An 18,196-nucleotide genomic window follows, 5' to 3' on the forward strand; every position below is an offset into this window, starting at 1 on the left:
TTAGTTCCTTCGAAGGAGTGGGTTTCCCAGCGCTAGGCCGTTCGGCGCGCGGAAAATGATCACGAAAGTGGCCACCCTACTGTGGACTCGAATTGACGGGAATGCTCTGGAACGCTCTGACTGTCCACTTCAGTCAGTCCAGCTAGGAGCGATCCACACATGCGCAAAGTCGCACTGCGCCTCGGAGTCATGGCCACCGCCACCGCGCTCGTCCTCGGCTTCACGGCCACGAACGCCTCCGCCGAGACCGCGGCCACTGCTGACATCCCGGTGACGGCCGACGTCATCGCCCAGATCGCCGCCGATCTCCACCTCGACCTCGACGACGTCTCCGACATCATCGACGACATCCTCGACGAGCTGGACGACGCGGACATCGACCTCGACGCCGACATCGACCTCGACCTGCTGGTCGACCTGGTCGTCGACGCCTCGATCGACCTGGACATCGACCTCGACGTCGCGATCGACCTGGTGATCGACGCGCTGATCGACCTCGATCTCGACATCGACGGCCTGCTGGACCTCGACGGCAACATCAACATCGCCCTGCTGGTCGACCTGGGCCACCTGCTCGACATCGACATCAACATCGGCGGCCTGGTCGACCTGGGCAACGACGATGACGACGACGATGACGACTCGCCGCTGCTGAGCATCGGCGGCATCCACATCGGCCGCTAGCCGACCGTCCGAAAGGGCCGCTGACCCGGGATCCGGGTCAGCGGCCCTTTCGGTTGCCCCGGCTCAGATCAGCGAGGGCACCATGGCCTCGATCAGGTGCGGGCCGGGCTCGGCCAGCGCGGCCGCGAACTGCTCGGCCAGCTCCTCCGCCGTGGTGGCGCGGGTCGCCGGAACGCCCATGCCCCGGGCGATGCTGACGAAGTCGAGGTCCGGTCGGGCGAGGTCGAGCAGCGAGTTCGCCTGCGGGCCCGCGCCCTCGACGCCCACGCGCATCAGCTCCATGCGCAGGATGGCGTAGGCCCGGTTGTTGAGCAGAACCGTTGTGACGTCGAGGTTCTCCCGCGCCATCGTCCACAGCGCGGAGATCGTGTACATCGCGCTGCCGTCGGACTGCAGGCAGATCACCGGCCGGTCCGGGCAGGCCACCGCCGCGCCGACGGCGACCGGGAGGCCGTAGCCGATGGAGCCACCGGTCAGGGTCAGCACGTCGTGCCGCGGCGCGCCCGCGGTGGTCATCGGGATCATCAACCCGGAGGTGTTGGCCTCGTCCGCGATGATCGCGCGCTCCGGCAGCAGCGCGCCGATCACCTCGGTCCAGTTCTGCGGGGTCAGGTCGCCGCTGGGCAGCGCGGGCCTGCTCGGCTCCTGCAGCACCGGCTCGGTGTCCGCGGCGACGACCTCGGCCAGCTTCGCCAACGCCCCCGCGGTGTCTTCGCCGAGCGAGGCGAGGGTGTGCACCTGGCAGCCCTCGGGGGTCAGCTCGCTCACCTTGCCCGGGTAGGCGAAGAACGACACGGGTGCCTTGGCACCGACCAGGACCAGGTGCTTGACGTCGGTGAGCTGCCACTGCACCTGCTCGGCCAGGTAGCCGAGCCGGTCCACCGCGGGCAGTCCGGCGCCGCGCTCGATGCGCGCGGGGAAGGTCTCGGCGAACAGCTTGACCCCGGTCGCGACCGAGATCCGGCTCGCCGCGAGCAGACCGGCCTCGCGGGTGGCCCCCGCGCCGAGCAGCAGCACGGTCGACTCGCCGGAGCGCAGCACCTCGGCGACCGCGGCCACCCGCTCATCGTCCACTTCGGACAGAACCGGCCGGGGCGCGGGCGCGGCGGGCACGCCGCCCTCGCCCCACGAGACGTCGGCGGGCAGCACCAGGTTCGCGATCTGCCCCGCCTGCGCGGCGGCGACGGCCGCGGCGGCGTCCGCGCCGATCTCGGCCGGGTCGGTGGTCGTGCGGCTCCACCCCTCGGTCCAGCCGGTGAGCGCGCCGATGTCGGACTCCAGCGGCGCGTCGAAGCCCTTGTGGTACCCGGCGTGGTCGCCGATGACGTTGACGACCGGGGTGTGCGCGCGGCGCGCGTTGTGCAGGTTCGCCAAGCCGTTGGCCAGGCCAGGGCCCAGGTGCAGCAGGGTGGCAGCGGGCTGGTCGGCCATCCGCGCGTAACCGTCGGCGGCGCCGGTTACCACCCCCTCGAACAACGCGAGCACGCCGCGCATCTCCGGCACCGCGTCCAGGGCGGCGACGAAGTGCATCTCCGAGGTCCCCGGGTTGGCGAAGCAGACCCGCACCCCGGAGTCCACCAGGGTGCGGATCAGGGCCTGGGCGCCGTTGCGGGGCGCGCTTGTCGTCATCACTGTCCTTCTGCGTCGGGGTCGAGGAGAACACCGGGGTTGAGCACGCCCGCCGGGTCGAACGCCTGCTTGACCCGGCGCATGAGGTCCACCTTGGCCGGGTCCTCCAGTTCGAGGAAGTACGCCTTCTTGGCGTGGCCGACGCCGTGCTCACCGGAGATCGCGCCGCCCAGCGCCATCGCGGCGGCGAAGAGGGCCCGGAGCACGGTGGCGCGCTTCTCGGCGTCCTTCTGGAACACGGCGAGGTGGACGTTGCCGTCGCCCGCGTGCCCGCAGCCGATCACGAAGGTCTCGTTGGCCTGGGCGATAGCGGTGACCTCGGCCATGAACGCGGGCAGCGCGGCGCGCGGCAGCACGGTGTCGATCACGTCGTCCGCGCCCGCGTTCTTGGCGGTGTAGAAGGCTTTCTCGCGCGCCTCGATGAGCTTGCGGGCCGAACCGCCGGGCAGCACGTAGACGTCGATCGCGCCGAGCTCGCTGAGCAGCTCGCCCGCGGCCACGGTGTCGGCCTCGAGCCGCTGCTCGTCGCGGTTCTCCAGCATCACCACCAGGTACGCCTGCGAGCGGTCGCGGACCTCGTCCGGGATGCCGAGCTGGAGGTCGGCGGTGTAGGTGATGGCGCCCATGGTCATGCCGTCGATGTACTCGAGGATCAGCGGGGCCAGACCGGAACCGACCACCTTGGGCACCGCGCTCACGACCTCGGTCAGGTCGTGGAACGGGGCCAGCACGGTGGCGCTGTGCCGGATCCGCGGTTGCAGCTTGAGGGTCGCCTCGGTCACCAGGGCCAGGGTGCCCTCGGAGCCGACGATCAGCTGGGTGAGGTCGTAACCGGTGCTGGCCTTGACGAACTTGCCGCCGGTGCGCAGGACCTCGCCGGTGGCCAAGACCGCTTGCAGGCCCAGGACGTGGTGGCGGGTGACGCCGTACTTGACCGCGCGCATGCCGCCCGCGTTGGTGGCGACGTTGCCGCCCAGGCTCGCGCTCAGCTCGCCGGGGTAGACCGGATAGACCAGCCCGTGCTCGGCGGTGCGGGCGTCGAGCTCTTGGAGCGTGACCCCGGGCTGCACGACCGCCACGTGGTTCTCCGTGTCGATCTCCAGCACCTGGTTCATCCGCTCGAAGGAGACCAGGATGCCGTCGGCCCTGGGCGTGGCCGCGCCGGAGAGGCCGCTGCCGGACCCGCGAGCGGTGACCGGGACCCCCTCGGCGGTGGCGAGCTTGAGGACCGCGGCCACCTCGTCGGCCGTCCGGGGCCGCACGACGAAGGCCGGGGTGACGGCGCGGCCGCCGAGCGACTCGTCGTGGCCGTAGTCCGCCGCGATGTCGGCACCGGTCAGCACGTCACCGACGATCTCCGCGAGCGCGGCACCGATGTCCGCCATGGGGCTCCCTCCGCCGTTGGACCAAGCCGGGCCCACGATAGTGCGTTCGGTTACCCCTCGGTAGCGAACCGGGCGGGCGAGAGCGCGGCGGCCGGGACGGCGGTGGGCTCGCCGCGGATGATCGCGGCGGCGGTGCTCGCCAGCGCCGGTGCCATCTGGATGCCGTAGCCGCCCTGACCGGCGACGAAGGCGAAGCCGGGGTGGCCGGGGACCTCGCCGACCACCGGGTCGCGGTCGGCGGCGAACGAGCGCAGGCCCGCCCACGCGGTGCGGACCGAGCGCAGGCCGAGCGTGCTGACCTCGTTGACCCGGTCCACGGCCAGCGCGATGTCGAGCTCGTCGGGCTTGGCGTCGCCGGGCTCGGCCGGGGTCTCGTCGGCGGGCGAGACCAGGACGCCGGGGCCCTCGGGGCGGAAGTAGAACGTGTCGGCGATGTCGGCGACCAGTGGCCAGCGCGGGTCCACCCGACCGGCGCCCACCGCGATGGCGATGGTGCGGCGCAACGGCCGCAGGCCGATCCCCGGCACACCCGCCAACGCGGCGAGCCGATCGGCCCAGGCGCCCGCGGCGTTGACCACGTAGCCCACCTGGATCTCTTCCCCACCAAGGGAAACCCGCCAGCCCGCGCCGTCGCGGCGGAGCGCGGTGACCGGGGCGGCCAGCCGGATGGCGCCGTGCTCGCGCAGGGTGCGGACGTAGCGCTGGTGCAGGCCCATCACATCGATGTCCATGGTCGCGGCGTCGACCGCGAACGCCTCGACCCGGTCCGGCCGCAGCACCGGGCACAGCTCGAGGGCGGTGGCCGCGTCGACCACCTCGACCGACGGCGCGGCGGCGACCTCCTCGGCGCTGCCCAGCCACAGCATCGGGCGCGGGGTGAGCACGCCGTCGCCGAAGGCGTCCCGGCTGGCGGCGGTCAGCGCGCGCACGACCGGGCCGCCGTAGCTGGGCAGGTACACCGCCGCCGAGCGGCCCGTGGTGTGCCTGGCCAACTCGGGTTCGGCCTCCACGAGCAGCACCGACCGGTGCGGCGCCAGCTCAGCGGCCACCGACACCCCCGCGATACCGCCGCCTACCACCAGCACGTCCCAGCCCATGCGGGCAGCTTACGGGCGCCAGCCCGGGTCCCGACCGCTCACGCCGAGCGCCCGCGCCAACGGCGGGGCGTCCGCGGGCACGCTGACCTCGGCGCCGAACACCTCGTACTGGCGGGCCATCTCGGCCATCCCGGCCGCACCCTCCAGGGTGTACTCGGCGACCTCGGGCGCGACCTCGAACGGCTGCCCGGTGGCCACGGCCAGGTCCCAGGCGTGCAGCACGAGCTCGCCGAAGACCATGTCGTGGATGAACTTGGCGGGCCGCGCGTCGGCCATCATCACCGTCTCGCCCTCCAGCGCGCCGGGGGCGTCCCAGGCCTCGACCGCGCGGGCGACGCCCTCGACGAACGGGGCGGGCCAGCCCGCGGTGAAGTCGTTCGACTCGTCCTCGGAGCCGTCGCCCGGCGGCGGGAGCCTGCGGGCACTGCGCTCGGAGACCTTGGCGCTCCACAGCGTGAGGTGGTTCGCCAGGTCCCGCACCGTCCACCCCGGACAGGGCGTGGGCAGGTCGAACTGGTCGGGCGTGACGTTGCGGGCGACGGTGACCGCGCTGTCGGCGGCCTTCGCCATGAGGCTCTTGTCCATGCCGGCCAGGCTAAGCGCGCGGTGGTGCCGGGTCTTGAAGAAACGCGACAGCGGCTGTCGGTGGGCCGGGTTACCGTGGTCTGGTGGCGTACCGGGGCGTGCTCGACGAGCAGGCGGGACTGACCAGGTTCCGGCTGCGCACCGTCGCGCCCTCGGCCGAGCTGGCGCCGTTCGTGGAGTACCACTGGATCGTCTCCTGGGACCTCGACGAGCCCTACGAGCAGCGGGTCGTGCCGCACCCGAACGTGCACCTGGTGTTCGAGCCCGAGGGCGCCCGGGTCTACGGGGTGCTGCGCGGGTTGTTCACCCGGCGGCTGGTGGGTCGGGCGCAGGTGCTCGGGGTGCGGTTCCACCCGGGCGGGTTCCGGCCGTGGCTGGGCGGGCGGGTCGCCGACCTGACCGACCGGACGGTGCCGGTCGCGGAGTTCTTCGACGTCGAGGGCAGCGAGAAGCCGGTGGGCGACGCGGCGACCGACGCGGAGATGGTCGCCGCGGCCGAGTCGGTGCTGCTGCCCCGGCTGCCCGAGCCGGATCCGGTCGTCGAGCAGGTGCGCTCGCTGGTGGCGCTGATCGCCGAGGCGGAGGTGACCAGGGTCGACGAGCTGGCCACCGCGGCCGGGCTCACCGTGCGGTCCCTGCAGCGGCTGTTCAGCGACTACGTCGGCGTCGGTCCCAAGTGGGTGATCCAGCGGCACCGGATGCACTCGGCCGCCGCGCGGGCCGCCGACGGGGCCGAGGTCGACTGGGCGGCGCTGGCCGCCGAGCTCGGCTACAGCGACCAGGCCCACTTCACCCGCGACTTCACGGCGACGATCGGTGTCTCGCCCGGCCGCTACGCCGCCGGTTAGGTCGACGGATAGGTTGCGGTCATGAGCGAGTACGAGCTGTCCGACGACCCGGGCCGGACCGATGTCGATGTGGTGTGGGGGTACCTGTCCACCGACGCGTACTGGGGGCGCTGGCGCACCCGGGCGCACCTGGAGGCCCAGCTGGCCTCGGCGTGGCGCGTGGTCGGGGTGTTCGAGCGCGCGACTGGCGCGCAGGTCGGCTTCGCCCGGGCGATCTCGGACGGGGTGGCGATCGCCTACCTGGCGGACGTGTTCGTGCTGCCGTCCGTGCGCGGCCAGGGCCTGGGCAAGGCGCTGGTGCGCACCATGATCGACGAGGGCCCCGGCGCGCGCTTCCGCTGGCTGCTGCACACCAGCGACGCGCACTCCCTTTACGGCGGGTTCGGCTTCGTCCGGCCGGACGAGACGTTCCTGGAGCGCTTGGGCACGGTGCAGGGCAACCCCGAGGGGTGATCGTCGAACGAGTGTGACCAAAGCGACCGCCCGGCGGGGAAAGCCCGCTGATCGACCCGTGTTGCACCGGGTGTGGACGTGGTGGTGATCGGGGCGGGGCAGGCGGGGTTGTCCGCCGCGTACTTCCTGCGGCGGACCGGGCTGGAGTTCGTGGTCCTGGACGCCAACCCCGGACCGGGCGGTGCGTGGCGCCACCGCTGGCCGACGCTGCGGCTGGGCACCGTGCACGGCATCCACGACCTGCCGGGCCTGGCCCTGCCGCACGCCGATCCCGAGCGGCCCGCCTCGGAGGTGGTGGCCGACTACTTCGGTGGCTACGAGCGCGAGTTCGACCTGCCGGTGCTGCGCCCGGTCGCCGTGCGGGCGGTGCGGGAGGCCGAGGGCGGGCTGCTGGTCGAGACCGACAGCGGCGTCTGGTTGACGCGCGCGGTGATCAACGCGACCGGCACCTGGGACAAGCCGTTCTGGCCGCACTACCCCGGCCGATTCGCGGGGCGCCAGCTGCACACGGCGAACTACCGCGGGCCGGAGGAGTTCAAGCGGCAGCGCGTGATCGTGGTGGGCGGTGGCACCTCGGCGGTGCAGGCGTTGATCGAGATCGCCGCGGTGGCGGCCGAGACGACCTGGGTGACGCGGCGTCCGCCGGTGTTCCACGAGGGTCCGTTCACCGCCGAGTTCGGCCGCGCGGTGGTGGCCAAGGTGGATGCGGCGGTACGTGCCGGGCGGGTGCCCGACAGCGTGGTGAGTGTGACCGGGCTGGGGCTCACTCCGGAGGTCATCGCGGCCCGTGAGCAGGGGATCCTCGACCGGCAGCCGATGTTCGACCACCTGGTCGGCGACGGTGCGGTCTGGGCGGACGGGCATGTCGTGCGGGCGGACGCCATCCTGTGGGCCACGGGCTTCCGGCACTCGCTCGACCACCTGGCGCCGCTGAACCTGCGCGGGCCCGGCGGCGGCATCGTGGTGGACGGGACCCAGGTGGTGGCCGATCCCCGCGTGCACCTGGTCGGTTACGGGCCGTCTGCCAGCACCATCGGCGCCACCCGGGCGGGTCGCGCCGCCGCGATGGCTCTGAAGCGGCTGCTCAACGAGCCGGTGAAGGCGTGAGCCCGACCGGCTGGGACCAGTTCTCGCTCAGGGCGTGAACGGCTCCAGGTCCGGTCGCTTCGGCTCGCGGCCGTCGCCGGACGAGCGGCCGGTCAGCCGTCGACCGATCCACGGCCCGGCGTGCTCGCGCGCCCACCGCAGGTCGGCCGCGGCCCGCGCCCGCCAGTCCTGTTCGGACAGGGCGACCGGCGAGTCCCAGTCGAACTCCGGGGCCACGTCCAGCGCCCGCAGGGTCGCCTCCGCGACCCGGCGGTGACCCTCGGTGTTCAGGTGGATCCGGTCCGGCGCCCACAGCTCGGGCGAGTCGAAGACCCGTGCGGAGAACAGGTCGACGACCACCGCGTCGTGCCGCGCGGCGAGCTCGTCGACCAGCGCCAGCAGCCGGTTGATCCGGGGCAGCAGGCGGGCGCTGCCGCGCATCCGGCGGGTCGGGTCGATCACCCGGAACAGGACCACCTGCCGCGACGCCGCCGCCAGGGTGTCGATCGCGTAGGTCACCCGGGCGGTCAGGGCGGTCATGTCGCACTGCGGGCGCAGCACGTCGTTCATGCCGCCCGCGAAGGTGACCAGGTCGGGGCGCATGGCCGCGGCCCGGTCGACCTGCTCGTTGACGATCTGGCGCACGAGCTTGCCGCGCACCGCCAGGTTCGCGTAGCGGAACCCCGGGGTGTCGCGGGCCAGCCGGGCCGCCACGAGGTCGGCCCAGCCGCGGCAGGTGCCGTCGGGCTGGAAATCGGACATGCCCTCGCTGAACGAGTCCCCGAGGGCGACCAGGCTGGTGTGCGCGTTCATCGCCGGTGATGCTAGCCCGCAACTTTCGTTGCACGTCAGAGCACCCGAATGGTGCCGTTCGACGGACGGCCGCGGTCACGGCCGGTACCGTGCTGGCGTGAGGGAGCCACTGTGGCAATCGCGGCGTGAGGCCTTCTTCTACCTGCTGCCCGTCGCGGTCGTGCTGGCCCTGACCGTCGCGGGCGCCATCTGGGACGACCCGCCGGACGGGGTGCTCGGCTGCGTCGACGCGGTCGTCTCGCTGGCGATGACCGGGCTGCTGGTGGTGCGCAAGTGGTACCCGCTGGCGCTGATGGCGGCCTCGGTGATCCTGTGCGCGGTCTACCTGGTGCTGATGACCTTCGGGTCCGGCGGGTGGCACCCGGGGTTCAAGGTCACCGACCCGTGGATGTCGGTGTCCGGGACCATCTACGCCTACAACGTCATGGTCTACGCGGGCGCGGTGGCCGGGTCGCTGATGGTCGGCGCGCTGCTGCTGGTCGTCACCCGGCCGTGGCACACCTCGACCGAGGTGGTCCTGGGCGCGGTGCTGCTCGTGGTGCTGCCCGCGGTGATCGGCCTCTACGTCCGGGCCCACCGACGGGCGGTGGACGCGCTCACCGACCGCGCCGAGCGGGCCGAGCGCGAGCAGCACCTGTTGGCCGAGCAGGCCCGGGCGGACGAGCGGCTGCGGCTGGCCGAGGAGATGCACGACATGGTCACCCACCGGGTCAGCCTGATGGTGCTGCACGCGGGCGCGTTGACCGTGACCGGCCCGGACGAGCAGACCAGGACGGCCGCCGAGGGCATGCGCGCGGCGGGCTGCGAGGCTCTCAACGAGCTGCGCGAGCTGGTCGGCGTCCTGCGCGACGACACCCAGGGCCACCAGCCGCGCGCGGCCGACGACGCGCCCGCCGAGGTGCCCGACCTCACCACGCTGGTCGCCGAGTCGGAGTCCGTCGGGGTGCCGGTGGACCTGGTGCAGGAGGGCGACCCGGCGCTGACGTCCCCGGCGGTCGGGCGCACCGCGTACCGGGTCGTGCAGGAGTCGCTGACCAACATCCGCAAGCACGCGCCAGGCGCCCCCACCCGGGTGCACGTGCGCTACGGCGGCGACCGGGTGCGGCTCACCGTGCGCAACGACCGGGCGACCTCCACTGTCGACAGTGGACTGTCCGGCACCGGTTCCGGCGCCGGGCTGACCGGGTTGCGGCAGCGGGTCGAGCTGGTCGGCGGCACGCTGCGGGCGGGCCCGCGCGACGGCGGCGGTTTCGAGGTCGAGGCCGTGCTGCCCGCCTACGTACCGGCTCCCGAGAGCGTGTAGATGTCGCCGGGCGTGATCCGCGTCGTCCTGGTCGACGACGAGCCGATGGTCTGCGCGCACCTGCGCGCGATCCTGGACTCGGCCCCGGACATCACCGTCGTCGACCAGGCCCAGGACGGCGCCGCCGCGGTGGAGGCGGTGGTGCGGCACCGACCGCACGTGGTGCTGATGGACCTGCGGATGCCCGGGGTGGACGGGCTCACCGCGATCGAGCGGATCGCCCGGCTGCCCGAGCCGCCCGCGGTGGTGGCGCTGACGACCTTCGACGCCGACCAGTACGTGGTGCGCGCGCTGCGCGCGGGGGCGGCCGGGTTCCTGGTGAAGACGACCCCACCGGAGGACCTGATCGGGCTGGTCCGGGTGGCCGCGGACGGGCACACGGTGCTCTCCCCCGCCGCCACCCGGCGGCTGGTCGCCGTGCGGGCGGGCGAGCAGGCGGCCCGCGACCGGGCGCTGCACCGGGTGCGGGAGCTGACCGAGCGGGAGACCGAGGTGCTGGCCGGTCTGGGCGAGGGGTTGTCGAACGCGCAGATCGCCGGTCGGCTGTCGTTGAGCGAGGCGACGGTGAAGAGCTACGTGTCGCGGATGCTGGTGAAGCTGGAGTGCGCGAACCGCACGCAGGCGGGCCTGTTGGCATACCACGCGGGTCTTGTCACCCGCTGAACAGACCTGGCTGAGCGCCGGGCGGCTGGGCTAGGTTCCGGCGCATGAAGCGATCCCTCATCACCGCCGCGCTGGCCGCGGTCGCCGTAGCGACCCTGCAGGCGCCCGCGTCGGCCGATGCCCCCGCCCCCACCTGGAAACTGTCCACGACCGGCACCGACGCGCAGCTGCGCGGCCTGTCCGCGGTGAGCCACCGGGTGGCGTGGGCCAGCGGCAGCAAGGGCACGGTGCTGCGCACGGTCGACGGCGGCCGCACCTGGACGCGCACGTCACCGCCGGACACCGCGGCGCTGGAGCTGCGCGACATCGAGGCGTTCGACGCGAACACGGCCGTGGCCATGACCATCGGCCCGGGCGGGCAGTCCCGGATCTTCCGCACCACCGACGGCGGCAAGGCGTGGACCGAGACCTTCCGCAACGCCGAGGAGACCGCGTTCTACGACTGCCTGGCGTTCTTCGACCGCGAGCACGGGCTGGCGCTGAGCGACCCGGTGGGCGGCAAGTTCCGCCTGGTGTCCACTCAGGACGGTGGCCGGTCCTGGTCGGTCGTCCCGGGCGACCGGATGCCCGCGGCCCTCGACGGTGAGTTCGCCTTCGCCGCCAGCGGCCAGTGCGTCAGCACCTCGGGTTCGCGCGACGCGTGGATCGCGACCGGCGGCGGCGCCAAGGCGCGGGTGCTGCACTCGGCCGACCGCGGCCGGAGCTGGACGGTGACCGACACGGTGCTCGCCAGCGCCCCGAGCGCGGGCGTGTTCGCCACCGCCTTCCGCGACACCCGCCACGGCATCGCCGTCGGCGGTGACTACGCCACCCCCACCGGTGGCGTCGACGCCCTCGGCCTGACCCGCGACGGTGGGAAGACCTGGCAGAAGCCGTCGAACGCCCCGCAGGGCTACCGCTCGGGCGTGGCGTGGCACCCGTTCCTGCGGTCCGCCGCGATCGCCGTCGGCCCGACCGGCAGCGACTACACCCTCGACGAGGGACGGCACTGGCGCCGCTTCGACACCGGCAGCTTCGACACGGTGGACTGCGCCGCTGACGGCGCCTGCTGGGCCGCGGGCGAGAAGGGCCGCGTGGCGGTGCTGGGGTTCACCCGATGAGCTCGGTGATCCTGAACATCGCCTTCGACGCGACGGACAACTACGCGTTGGCGCAGTGGTGGAGCCAGGTCGTCGACCACCCGGTGGGCGCGGATTGCGCGCCGGGCGAGGAAGAGGCGTGGATCGAGGTCCCGGACGGACCGACGCTGTTCTTCAACCGGGTTCCCGAGGGCAAGACGGTGAAGAACCGGGTGCACGTGTGCCTGCGGCCGGACATCCCTCGGGACGAGGAGGTCGCGCGGCTGCTGGGGATCGGGGCGACCCTGGTGTCGGACCGGCGGAACGCGGACGGCACGGGGTGGGCGGTGCTCGGCGACCCGGAGGGGAACGAGTTCTGCGTGCTTCGCAGTGCGGCGGAGAGGGCGGCGACGGACTAGCGGTTCACGGCGCACCAGCGCCACCAGCGATAGTCGAGGGAGTCCCGGGCCCGCCGCTCAGCACTGAGCGGCGGGCCCGGGACTTTTCTGCTCGCCGCGGCACGGCTCACCGCGAGACCGGTTCCGCGAGACCGTCCGTGAGGTCGGGCCCCCGCTGGCGAACGGCGGGCGGGCAATTGGTCCCCCGGTCCGGATGGGGATAGCATTGTGCCATGGTCTAGACCAAATGACCCATCGGGGTGAGTGCTCCGCCACTGGTCGTGGGCTAGGTGAGCACAAAAATCGGCCATGGGGTGGGAAACGACACCCGGCCCTGGCGCACCGGCCCGAAGACCGGATGATGGGCGGTGTGACCGCACCTTCGCCGCCCCGTGGCCTGCTGGAGATCATCGCCCTGACCGTCGCCGACGCGGTCGCCGCCCAAGCCGGTGGCGCCGACCGGATCGAGGTCGTGGCGCACATGGACCGGGACGGGCTGACCCCGGCGCCCGCCCTGATCGCCGAGATGCAGGCGGCGGTCGACATCCCGCTGCGGGTGATGGTGCGCGGCACCGACGGCTTCACCGCCGACGCCGAGGAACTGACCCGCCTGCTGGCCACGGTCGCAGAACTGCGGGGGGCGGGGGCGCAGGAGTTCGTCCTGGGCTTCCTCACCGCCGACGGCCACATCGACCTCGCGGCCACCGGCGCCGTGGTGGCGGCACTGGACGGCTGCCCGTGGACTTTCCACCGCGCGGTCGACCACGCCACCGACACCGAGCGGGCGTGGTCGGACCTGCGCGGGCTGCCGGGCCTGGACACGGTGCTGACGGCCGGTTCCGCGCGCGGCCTGGAGGACGGACTACCCCGACTCGCCGCGCGGGACGACTGGAAGGACGCCGGGGTGCGACTGTTGGCAGGCGGCGGACTCAAGCACGTGCACGTGGCCGGGCTGCGATCGATCGGGGTCAACGCGATCCACGCGGGCGGCCTGGTCCGGGACGACTGGGACAGTCCGGTGTGCGCCGAACGGGTGCGCGGGTTGCGGGAACTACTGGACGCCTGACCTGCTTCAACTTTGGCGCTTGGCGCGCCGGAACCGCGCCAGGCAGCCATTGTGCACGAATCCCGCATACCGCCCAGGCCGCGCCAATCGGCCCGTCTGCTCGATTGGGTGGACTGTCCTTGTGTGGGGGAGGGCGACCGCCTAAGCTGCCCGGCGCGTGGGTGGATCCCTTCCCCACCCGCCCTCCCACCGGCGGTCGCCCAGGGGCCCCGCACAAAGACAGTCCACCCAATCGAGCACCACCACCACAGCAAGCCCCGACGACACACGCCCAAACAAGCCCAGGGCAGCGGCTGCCCGCGCCGGTCCCTCCGCCTGGGATGATCCGGGTATGGCCACGATCAGGACAGCGCGCACCGGTGAGCACGTGTTCACCGCCCACAACGACCGAGGGGCCGAGGTCGCCATCGGTCGGGCGGGCGCGCCCGGCACCTTCAGTCCCGTTGAACTCCTGCTCGCCGCCGCCGCGGGCTGTGTCGGGATCACTGCCGAGGAGCTGATCCTGCGCCGTGTCAGCACTCCCATCGCTGTCGACGCGACGGACCTGCGGCCGGCAGGTGCGCACGAGCTCGACGGTGTTCGGATCGACCTGGGTCTCGATCTGTCCACTTTGGACGATGAGGCCCGTGCCGCGCTGCTTGCCGTGGTCGATCGGGCGGTCGCCGCGTTGTGCACCGTGACCCGGACGCTGAAGCGGTCGACGGCCGTTGAGACCGTTGCGGTAGAGATCAGCGCATGACCAAGAACTCGCACTGCTCCTACTGCGGCACCCCGTACCCACCCGATCTCGCTTGGCCGCGTCGGTGTGCGGAGTGCGGACAAACCACCTACGTCAACCCGGTTCCCGTCGCGGTTCTGCTCTTACCGGTGGACGGCGGCCTGTTGGTCGTGCGCCGCGACGTCGAACCGCGAAGAGGGCAGCTCGCGCTTCCCGGCGGTTTCATCGACCTGGGCGAATCGTGGCAAGAGGCTGCCGCGCGCGAGCTGCGGGAAGAGGCGGGGATCGAGCAAGACCCGGCCGAGATCACCCTCTTCGACGCACGCAGCGCCCCCGACGGGACGCTGCTGGTCTTCGGCCTCGCCCCGCCGACCACCTCGGCCGTGCTTCCCCCCTCCCGGCCGACCGACGAGACGACCGGCTGGGAGTTGGTGACCGGGCCGGTCAGCCTGGCGTTCCCGCTGCACACGACGGTGGTGGCGTCCTACTTCGATCGAGTACAGACCAAAGTGGACAGCTGATCGGGGCCCGCCTCCGCCGAAGGTCGTACCGCGCGGTCATGCTCAGGACTGACGACCGTCCGTAATCAACCCAATACCGTTGTGCCCAGGCCACAGTTCGGGGGGACGTGGCGAAGTGGGGGGTACTGGGGGTGATGGCCCCCGCCGGGTCTGGTCCCGGCGGGGGCTACCCTCCCCCGGTGGACATCCCGGTACTGGTCGTCGCGGGTTTCCTCGGATCCGGCAAGACCACGCTGCTCAACCACCTGCTGCGGTCCGAGACCGGCCTGCGCGTCGGTGTGATCGTGAACGACTTCGGCAAGGTCAACATCGACGCGCTGACCGTCGCCGCCCAGGTGGACTCGATGGTCTCGCTGGGCAACGGCTGCCTGTGCTGCGCGGTGGACGCCGCCGACCTCGACGCCATGCTGGAGCGGCTGGCCCGCCCGGACGGCCCGGTGGACGTCATCGTGGTGGAGGCCAGCGGGCTGGCCGAGCCGCCCGCGATGGTCAAGCTGGTGCTGGCCTCGCAGAACCCGCACATCCGCTACGGCGGCCTGGTCGAGGTGGTGGACGCCGCCGAGTTCGAGCAGACCCGCGAGCGCCACCCGCAGCTGGACAAGCACCTGCGCTACGCCGACCTCGTGCTGCTCAACAAGATCGACCGCGCCCCAGACGGCGAGCGGCTGCTGGCCCTGGTCCGCGAGCTGGCCGGGGGCACGCCGGTGGTGCCGACCGAGTACGGGCGGATCGACCCGGACCTGCTGTTCGACCCGGTCGACCGGCCGGACCCGGTGGAGCGGCAGCTCTCGTTCGACGACCTGGTCGAGCACGAGCAGCACGTGCACGCCCAGTACAGCAGCGTCGAGTTCGGGCACGACCTGCCGATGAACCCGCTGCGCTTCGCGGAGTTCCTCAACGACCGCCCGGCGGGTCTCTACCGGATGAAGGGCTTCCTGCACTTCGGCGTCCCCGGCCACGAGGAGCCGCTGGCGGTGCAGACCGTCGGGCCGTCGGTGCGGATCACCCGCGCGCCGGACGCGGCGCGGCGCACCGAGCTGGTCATGATCGGTGCCGGGCTCGACGCCGACGACCTGACCGCCCGGCTCACCGCCGCGCTGGAGCACGACGTGGCCGCGGTCGGCCCGCTCGACCTGCTGTCGGTCACCCGCTACCTCGTCGACGACGCGCGCTGAGCCAGGATCTGCCCCAGCTGCGCCCGCGCGGTCACACCGAGCTTCGGGAACGCCTGGTAGAGGTGGAAGCTGACGGTGCGGTGCGAGAGGAACATCCGCTCGCCGATCTCGCGGTTGGTCAGGCCGTCGGCGGCCAACCGGACGATCTGCCGCTGCTGGGGTGTGAGCACGTCGAGCAGGTCGGCGCCGCCCGGGGCGACGGCCACGCCGGACGCGCGCAGCTCGGTCCGCGCGCGGTCGGCCCACGGTCGGGCGCCCAGTCGCTCGAACACCGGCAGGGCCGCGGCGAGCGCGATCCGGGCCTCGGCGATCCGCCGGTTGCGGCGCAGCCACTCGCCGCTGTCGAGCTGGGCGAGGGCGCGCTCGAACGGCCAGCGCTCCCCCTCGGGATCGGCCAGCGCGGCGGCGAAGTGCGGTTCGGGGTCGTCGGCGAGCTGGGCGCCTGCCCGGTGCAGGATCAGGTCGAGCCGGGTGGAGGCGGCACCGCTGAGGCGCTCGCGGGCGAGCTTGAGGATGCCGGTCACCTCGCTGACCTGGTCGGTGCGGGCGGCGGCCGCGGCCAGGTCGGCGATGGCGTAGTAGGAGAAGTGGTAGTGCACCGGGTGGCCGTCGGCGTCGAAGAGGGCCCGCAGGGTGGTGTAGGCGAGTTCGTGGTCGCCGTCAGCCACCGCGGCCATGCCCGCGGCGTAGTGGGCGCGGACCGTCACGGCCAGGGCGTCGGCGGGTTCGGTGATCGCCAGCAGCTCGGCCACCTCACCCGCGCCGGACCCGGACAGCGCGGACAGCGTCTTCATCAGCGCCCGGGCGCGCACGGTGGCCAGCGTCGGCCCAGCGGTGCCCACCCGGCGGGCCAAGCCCTCGACCGCGCGCCGGGCGTCCGCCCAGCGGCCCGCGGCGAACCAGGCCCAGCCCAGGTCGGCCGCGGCCATGCCCAGCTGCACGACCTCGGCGTCCGGGCGGACCGGGTCGGCCAGCTCGACGAGCAGCCGCACCGCGGTCTCGGTCTCGTCGAGGAGCATCGCCAGCGCGCCGAGCAGGTTGAGCAGCACCGGGTCGCGCGGCAGCCCGTCGATCCCCGCGAGCCCGGCGCGGCCGTGCGCGGCGTTGCCGAACGGGTCGACCACGGCCGCGATCCAGGACTGGAACGGCACCGCGGCCGGACTGTCCACATGGCACCGTTCGTAGACTCGCCGGACGGCGGCCAGGTGGTCCGGGTCGCCGGTGTAGTGGGCGATGTTGGCCGCGATGGTCAGCGTGTGCAGGGTGACTTCCTGATCGGGCGGCAGGCTCTCGGTGACCGGCAGCACGAGAGTGATGGCGTGCCGCAGCCGCAGGGTCACCGAGGCGACAGTCCCCGCGAGCACCGACAGCCACGCGCTGGCGGCGGGATCGGCGGTGCGCGACCTCGCCCTGGCCGCCAGTTCGGCCGCGCGGGCCAGATCGCCCGCCACGATGGCCGTGACCGCGCTCTTGGCCAGCCGGTTGCCGTGGTCGACCGGGTCCGGGCTGAGGTAGGCGGCCCGCTCGAACGCGGCCATCGACTCCACCGTGGCGCCGCGGCCGCGGGCGCGGTTCGCGGTCTCCTCCAGTGCCGCGGCAACGGTTTCGTCGGGTGTGACGGTGGCCGCGGAGAGGTGCCAGGCGCGCCGGTCCGGGTCGTGCACCCGGGCCAGGGCGAGGTGGGCGGCGCGGCGTTCGTCGGGCGTGGCGGCGTAGTAGACCGCCGAGCGCACCAGGGGGTGGCGGAACTCCAACTCGCCGTGGCCGAGCCGCAGCAGGCCCGCGCGCTCGGCGGGCAGCCACACGTCCAGCCCCGCGCCGGGGAGCACGCCGAGCACGATGGCCAGGTCGGTGGTGTCGGCGGCCGCGGCGACGAGCAGCGCCCGACGGGTATCGGCGGGCAACGCGGGCAGATCCGCGGCGAAGGTGCGCTCGATGCGTTCGGTGACCGGCAGTTCCTCGTGTTCCCAGCCCGCGCGCCCGTCGATGGCCGCGGCCTTCGCCAACTCCGCCAGTGCCAACGGGTTTCCCTCGGCGAGAGTCAGGATTCGCTTGCGCAGCAAGCCCTTCGGCGGCACAGGCTGCGCGTCGAGCACCGCCTCGGCGGCCTCGGGCGCCAGCGGCGGCACGGTCAGCACCGGGACGTCGAGGTCGAACCCGGCGGGCGGGCAGTCACCACGGGCCAGGACCAGCAGGGAGATCGGTTCACCCTCGAGCCTGCGTGCCAGGAAGGCCAGCACGTCCACGGTCGCCCGGTCGACCCACTGCGCGTCGTCGACCACGAGCAGCAGCGGGCCCGCGTCGGCCAGGGTGGACAGCAGGGTGAGGACGGCCAGGCTCAGCGCCATCCCGTCGCCGGGCTCGGCGGACCCGTCGTACCCGAAGGCGGCCCGCAGCACCTCGCGCTGCCGCTCGGGCAGGTCGTCGACAGCGTCGAGCACCGGGCGCAGCAGCTGGTGCAGACCCGCGAACGCCAGCTCGGTCTCAGCCGCGCTGCCGCGCACGCGCAGCACCCGAACCCCCCGCTCCCCCGCCTCGGCGACGGCCGCCTCGAGCAGGCTCGTCTTGCCGATCCCGGCACCGCCGACCACGACCAGGACCTGCGCACCCCCGCTGACCGGCGGCAACAGCGCGCGAACGCGGGCCGACTCCGCGGATCGTCCGATGCTGGGGCCGGGGGAGGTCACGCCGGCAGCCTAGCCGGGGAGCGATCC

Annotated in this window: 18 protein-coding genes; 12 read left to right on the forward strand and 6 right to left on the reverse strand. The window is 73.1% G+C overall.

Annotation, left to right across the window (positions count from 1 at the left end; genetic code table 11):
• Nucleotides 1-159: 159 nt before the first annotated feature.
• Nucleotides 160-684 carry a hypothetical protein gene (locus QSK30_RS15605; protein WP_285503473.1) on the forward strand — a complete coding sequence of 175 codons (525 nt, stop codon included), beginning with the start codon at nucleotides 160-162 and terminating at the stop codon, nucleotides 682-684.
• A gap of 63 nt (nucleotides 685-747) precedes the next feature.
• On the opposite strand, the gene QSK30_RS15610 is transcribed toward QSK30_RS15605, so the two are convergent.
• The 4 genes from QSK30_RS15610 to QSK30_RS15625 are packed head-to-tail and all read right to left on the reverse strand — an operon-like array spanning nucleotide 748 to nucleotide 5,380.
• On the reverse strand, nucleotides 748-2,313 hold the full coding sequence (locus QSK30_RS15610) for an acetolactate synthase large subunit (protein WP_285503475.1): 1,566 nt from the start codon (nucleotides 2,311-2,313) through the stop codon (nucleotides 748-750).
• Nucleotides 2,313-3,698, reverse strand: a complete 1,386-nt coding sequence (locus QSK30_RS15615; RefSeq protein ID WP_285503476.1) for an FAD-binding oxidoreductase — start codon at nucleotides 3,696-3,698, stop codon at nucleotides 2,313-2,315. The genes QSK30_RS15610 and QSK30_RS15615 overlap by 1 nt, the downstream gene beginning before the upstream one ends.
• A 50-nt stretch (nucleotides 3,699-3,748) precedes the next feature.
• The gene (locus QSK30_RS15620) at nucleotides 3,749-4,795 is read right to left on the reverse strand and encodes an NAD(P)/FAD-dependent oxidoreductase (protein WP_285503478.1); all 1,047 of its coding nucleotides are present in this window, start codon (nucleotides 4,793-4,795) and stop codon (nucleotides 3,749-3,751) included.
• Nucleotides 4,796-4,804: 9 nt separating this feature from the next.
• On the reverse strand, nucleotides 4,805-5,380 hold the full coding sequence (locus tag QSK30_RS15625; RefSeq protein WP_285503480.1) for a TIGR03086 family metal-binding protein: 576 nt from the start codon (nucleotides 5,378-5,380) through the stop codon (nucleotides 4,805-4,807).
• An 83-nt stretch (nucleotides 5,381-5,463) separates the two neighbouring features.
• On the opposite strand from QSK30_RS15625, the gene QSK30_RS15630 reads away from it, so the two are divergent.
• The 3 genes from QSK30_RS15630 (at nucleotide 5,464) to QSK30_RS15640 (ending at nucleotide 7,788) form a co-directional block, all read left to right on the forward strand.
• A complete protein-coding gene (locus tag QSK30_RS15630; protein ID WP_285503481.1) occupies nucleotides 5,464-6,228 on the forward strand; it encodes a helix-turn-helix domain-containing protein in 765 nt (254 codons plus the stop codon).
• A gap of 21 nt (nucleotides 6,229-6,249) precedes the next feature.
• Nucleotides 6,250-6,681 carry a GNAT family N-acetyltransferase gene (locus tag QSK30_RS15635; protein ID WP_285503483.1) on the forward strand — a complete coding sequence of 144 codons (432 nt, stop codon included), beginning with the start codon at nucleotides 6,250-6,252 and terminating at the stop codon, nucleotides 6,679-6,681.
• 72 nt (nucleotides 6,682-6,753) lie between these two features.
• Nucleotides 6,754-7,788, forward strand: a complete 1,035-nt coding sequence (locus QSK30_RS15640; protein ID WP_285503484.1) for an FAD-dependent oxidoreductase — start codon at nucleotides 6,754-6,756, stop codon at nucleotides 7,786-7,788.
• Nucleotides 7,789-7,815: 27 nt separating this feature from the next.
• Here QSK30_RS15640 and QSK30_RS15645 read toward each other — a convergent pair whose 3' ends face one another.
• A complete protein-coding gene (locus QSK30_RS15645) occupies nucleotides 7,816-8,580 on the reverse strand; it encodes an SGNH/GDSL hydrolase family protein (protein ID WP_285503486.1) in 765 nt (254 codons plus the stop codon).
• A gap of 97 nt (nucleotides 8,581-8,677) precedes the next feature.
• On the opposite strand from QSK30_RS15645, the gene QSK30_RS15650 reads away from it, so the two are divergent.
• From QSK30_RS15650 to QSK30_RS15685, 8 genes are all read left to right on the forward strand, one after another.
• A complete protein-coding gene (locus QSK30_RS15650; protein WP_285503488.1) occupies nucleotides 8,678-9,883 on the forward strand; it encodes a sensor histidine kinase in 1,206 nt (401 codons plus the stop codon).
• A 12-nt stretch (nucleotides 9,884-9,895) separates the two neighbouring features.
• A complete protein-coding gene (locus QSK30_RS15655) occupies nucleotides 9,896-10,546 on the forward strand; it encodes a response regulator (RefSeq protein ID WP_285503667.1) in 651 nt (216 codons plus the stop codon).
• 44 nt (nucleotides 10,547-10,590) lie between these two features.
• Nucleotides 10,591-11,646 carry a WD40/YVTN/BNR-like repeat-containing protein gene (locus QSK30_RS15660; protein WP_285503490.1) on the forward strand — a complete coding sequence of 352 codons (1,056 nt, stop codon included), beginning with the start codon at nucleotides 10,591-10,593 and terminating at the stop codon, nucleotides 11,644-11,646.
• The gene (locus QSK30_RS15665; protein ID WP_285503492.1) at nucleotides 11,643-12,023 is read left to right on the forward strand and encodes a VOC family protein; all 381 of its coding nucleotides are present in this window, start codon (nucleotides 11,643-11,645) and stop codon (nucleotides 12,021-12,023) included. Before QSK30_RS15660 ends, QSK30_RS15665 begins: the two co-directional genes overlap by 4 nt.
• A gap of 340 nt (nucleotides 12,024-12,363) precedes the next feature.
• Nucleotides 12,364-13,068, forward strand: coding sequence for a copper homeostasis protein CutC (locus tag QSK30_RS15670; RefSeq protein WP_285503494.1), 705 nt, complete (start codon nucleotides 12,364-12,366; stop codon nucleotides 13,066-13,068).
• A 331-nt stretch (nucleotides 13,069-13,399) separates the two neighbouring features.
• Nucleotides 13,400-13,807 (forward strand): OsmC family protein, encoded by a 408-nt coding sequence (locus QSK30_RS15675; RefSeq protein WP_285503496.1) that lies wholly within the window; start codon nucleotides 13,400-13,402, stop codon nucleotides 13,805-13,807.
• Nucleotides 13,804-14,307 carry an NUDIX domain-containing protein gene (locus QSK30_RS15680; RefSeq protein WP_285503498.1) on the forward strand — a complete coding sequence of 168 codons (504 nt, stop codon included), beginning with the start codon at nucleotides 13,804-13,806 and terminating at the stop codon, nucleotides 14,305-14,307. Before QSK30_RS15675 ends, QSK30_RS15680 begins: the two co-directional genes overlap by 4 nt.
• Before the next feature lie 179 nt (nucleotides 14,308-14,486).
• Nucleotides 14,487-15,482: a CobW family GTP-binding protein gene (locus QSK30_RS15685; RefSeq protein WP_285503500.1), complete on the forward strand. Its 996-nt coding sequence runs from the start codon at nucleotides 14,487-14,489 to the stop codon at nucleotides 15,480-15,482.
• On the opposite strand, the gene QSK30_RS15690 is transcribed toward QSK30_RS15685, so the two are convergent.
• Nucleotides 15,458-18,169 carry an AAA family ATPase gene (locus tag QSK30_RS15690; protein ID WP_285503501.1) on the reverse strand — a complete coding sequence of 904 codons (2,712 nt, stop codon included), beginning with the start codon at nucleotides 18,167-18,169 and terminating at the stop codon, nucleotides 15,458-15,460. The genes QSK30_RS15685 and QSK30_RS15690 overlap by 25 nt on opposite strands.
• Between the last annotated feature and the right edge of the window lie 27 nt (nucleotides 18,170-18,196).

The organism is Actinokineospora sp. NBRC 105648, assembly GCF_030269645.1.
Lineage (GTDB): Bacteria > Actinomycetota > Actinomycetes > Mycobacteriales > Pseudonocardiaceae > Actinokineospora.

Coding starts and splice junctions, on each gene's coding strand:
- QSK30_RS15615 (WP_285503476.1), bottom strand. CDS start 3,698: ATGGCGGACATCGGTGCCGCGCTCGCGGAGATCGTCGGTGACGTGCTG.
- QSK30_RS15620 (WP_285503478.1), bottom strand. CDS start 4,795: ATGGGCTGGGACGTGCTGGTGGTAGGCGGCGGTATCGCGGGGGTGTCG.
- QSK30_RS15670 (WP_285503494.1), top strand. CDS start 12,364: ATGGGCGGTGTGACCGCACCTTCGCCGCCCCGTGGCCTGCTGGAGATC.
- QSK30_RS15675 (WP_285503496.1), top strand. CDS start 13,400: ATGGCCACGATCAGGACAGCGCGCACCGGTGAGCACGTGTTCACCGCC.
- QSK30_RS15645 (WP_285503486.1), bottom strand. CDS start 8,580: ATGAACGCGCACACCAGCCTGGTCGCCCTCGGGGACTCGTTCAGCGAG.
- QSK30_RS15625 (WP_285503480.1), bottom strand. CDS start 5,380: ATGGACAAGAGCCTCATGGCGAAGGCCGCCGACAGCGCGGTCACCGTC.
- QSK30_RS15605 (WP_285503473.1), top strand. CDS start 160: ATGCGCAAAGTCGCACTGCGCCTCGGAGTCATGGCCACCGCCACCGCG.
- QSK30_RS15665 (WP_285503492.1), top strand. CDS start 11,643: ATGAGCTCGGTGATCCTGAACATCGCCTTCGACGCGACGGACAACTAC.
- QSK30_RS15610 (WP_285503475.1), bottom strand. CDS start 2,313: ATGACGACAAGCGCGCCCCGCAACGGCGCCCAGGCCCTGATCCGCACC.
- QSK30_RS15680 (WP_285503498.1), top strand. CDS start 13,804: ATGACCAAGAACTCGCACTGCTCCTACTGCGGCACCCCGTACCCACCC.
- QSK30_RS15660 (WP_285503490.1), top strand. CDS start 10,591: ATGAAGCGATCCCTCATCACCGCCGCGCTGGCCGCGGTCGCCGTAGCG.
- QSK30_RS15635 (WP_285503483.1), top strand. CDS start 6,250: ATGAGCGAGTACGAGCTGTCCGACGACCCGGGCCGGACCGATGTCGAT.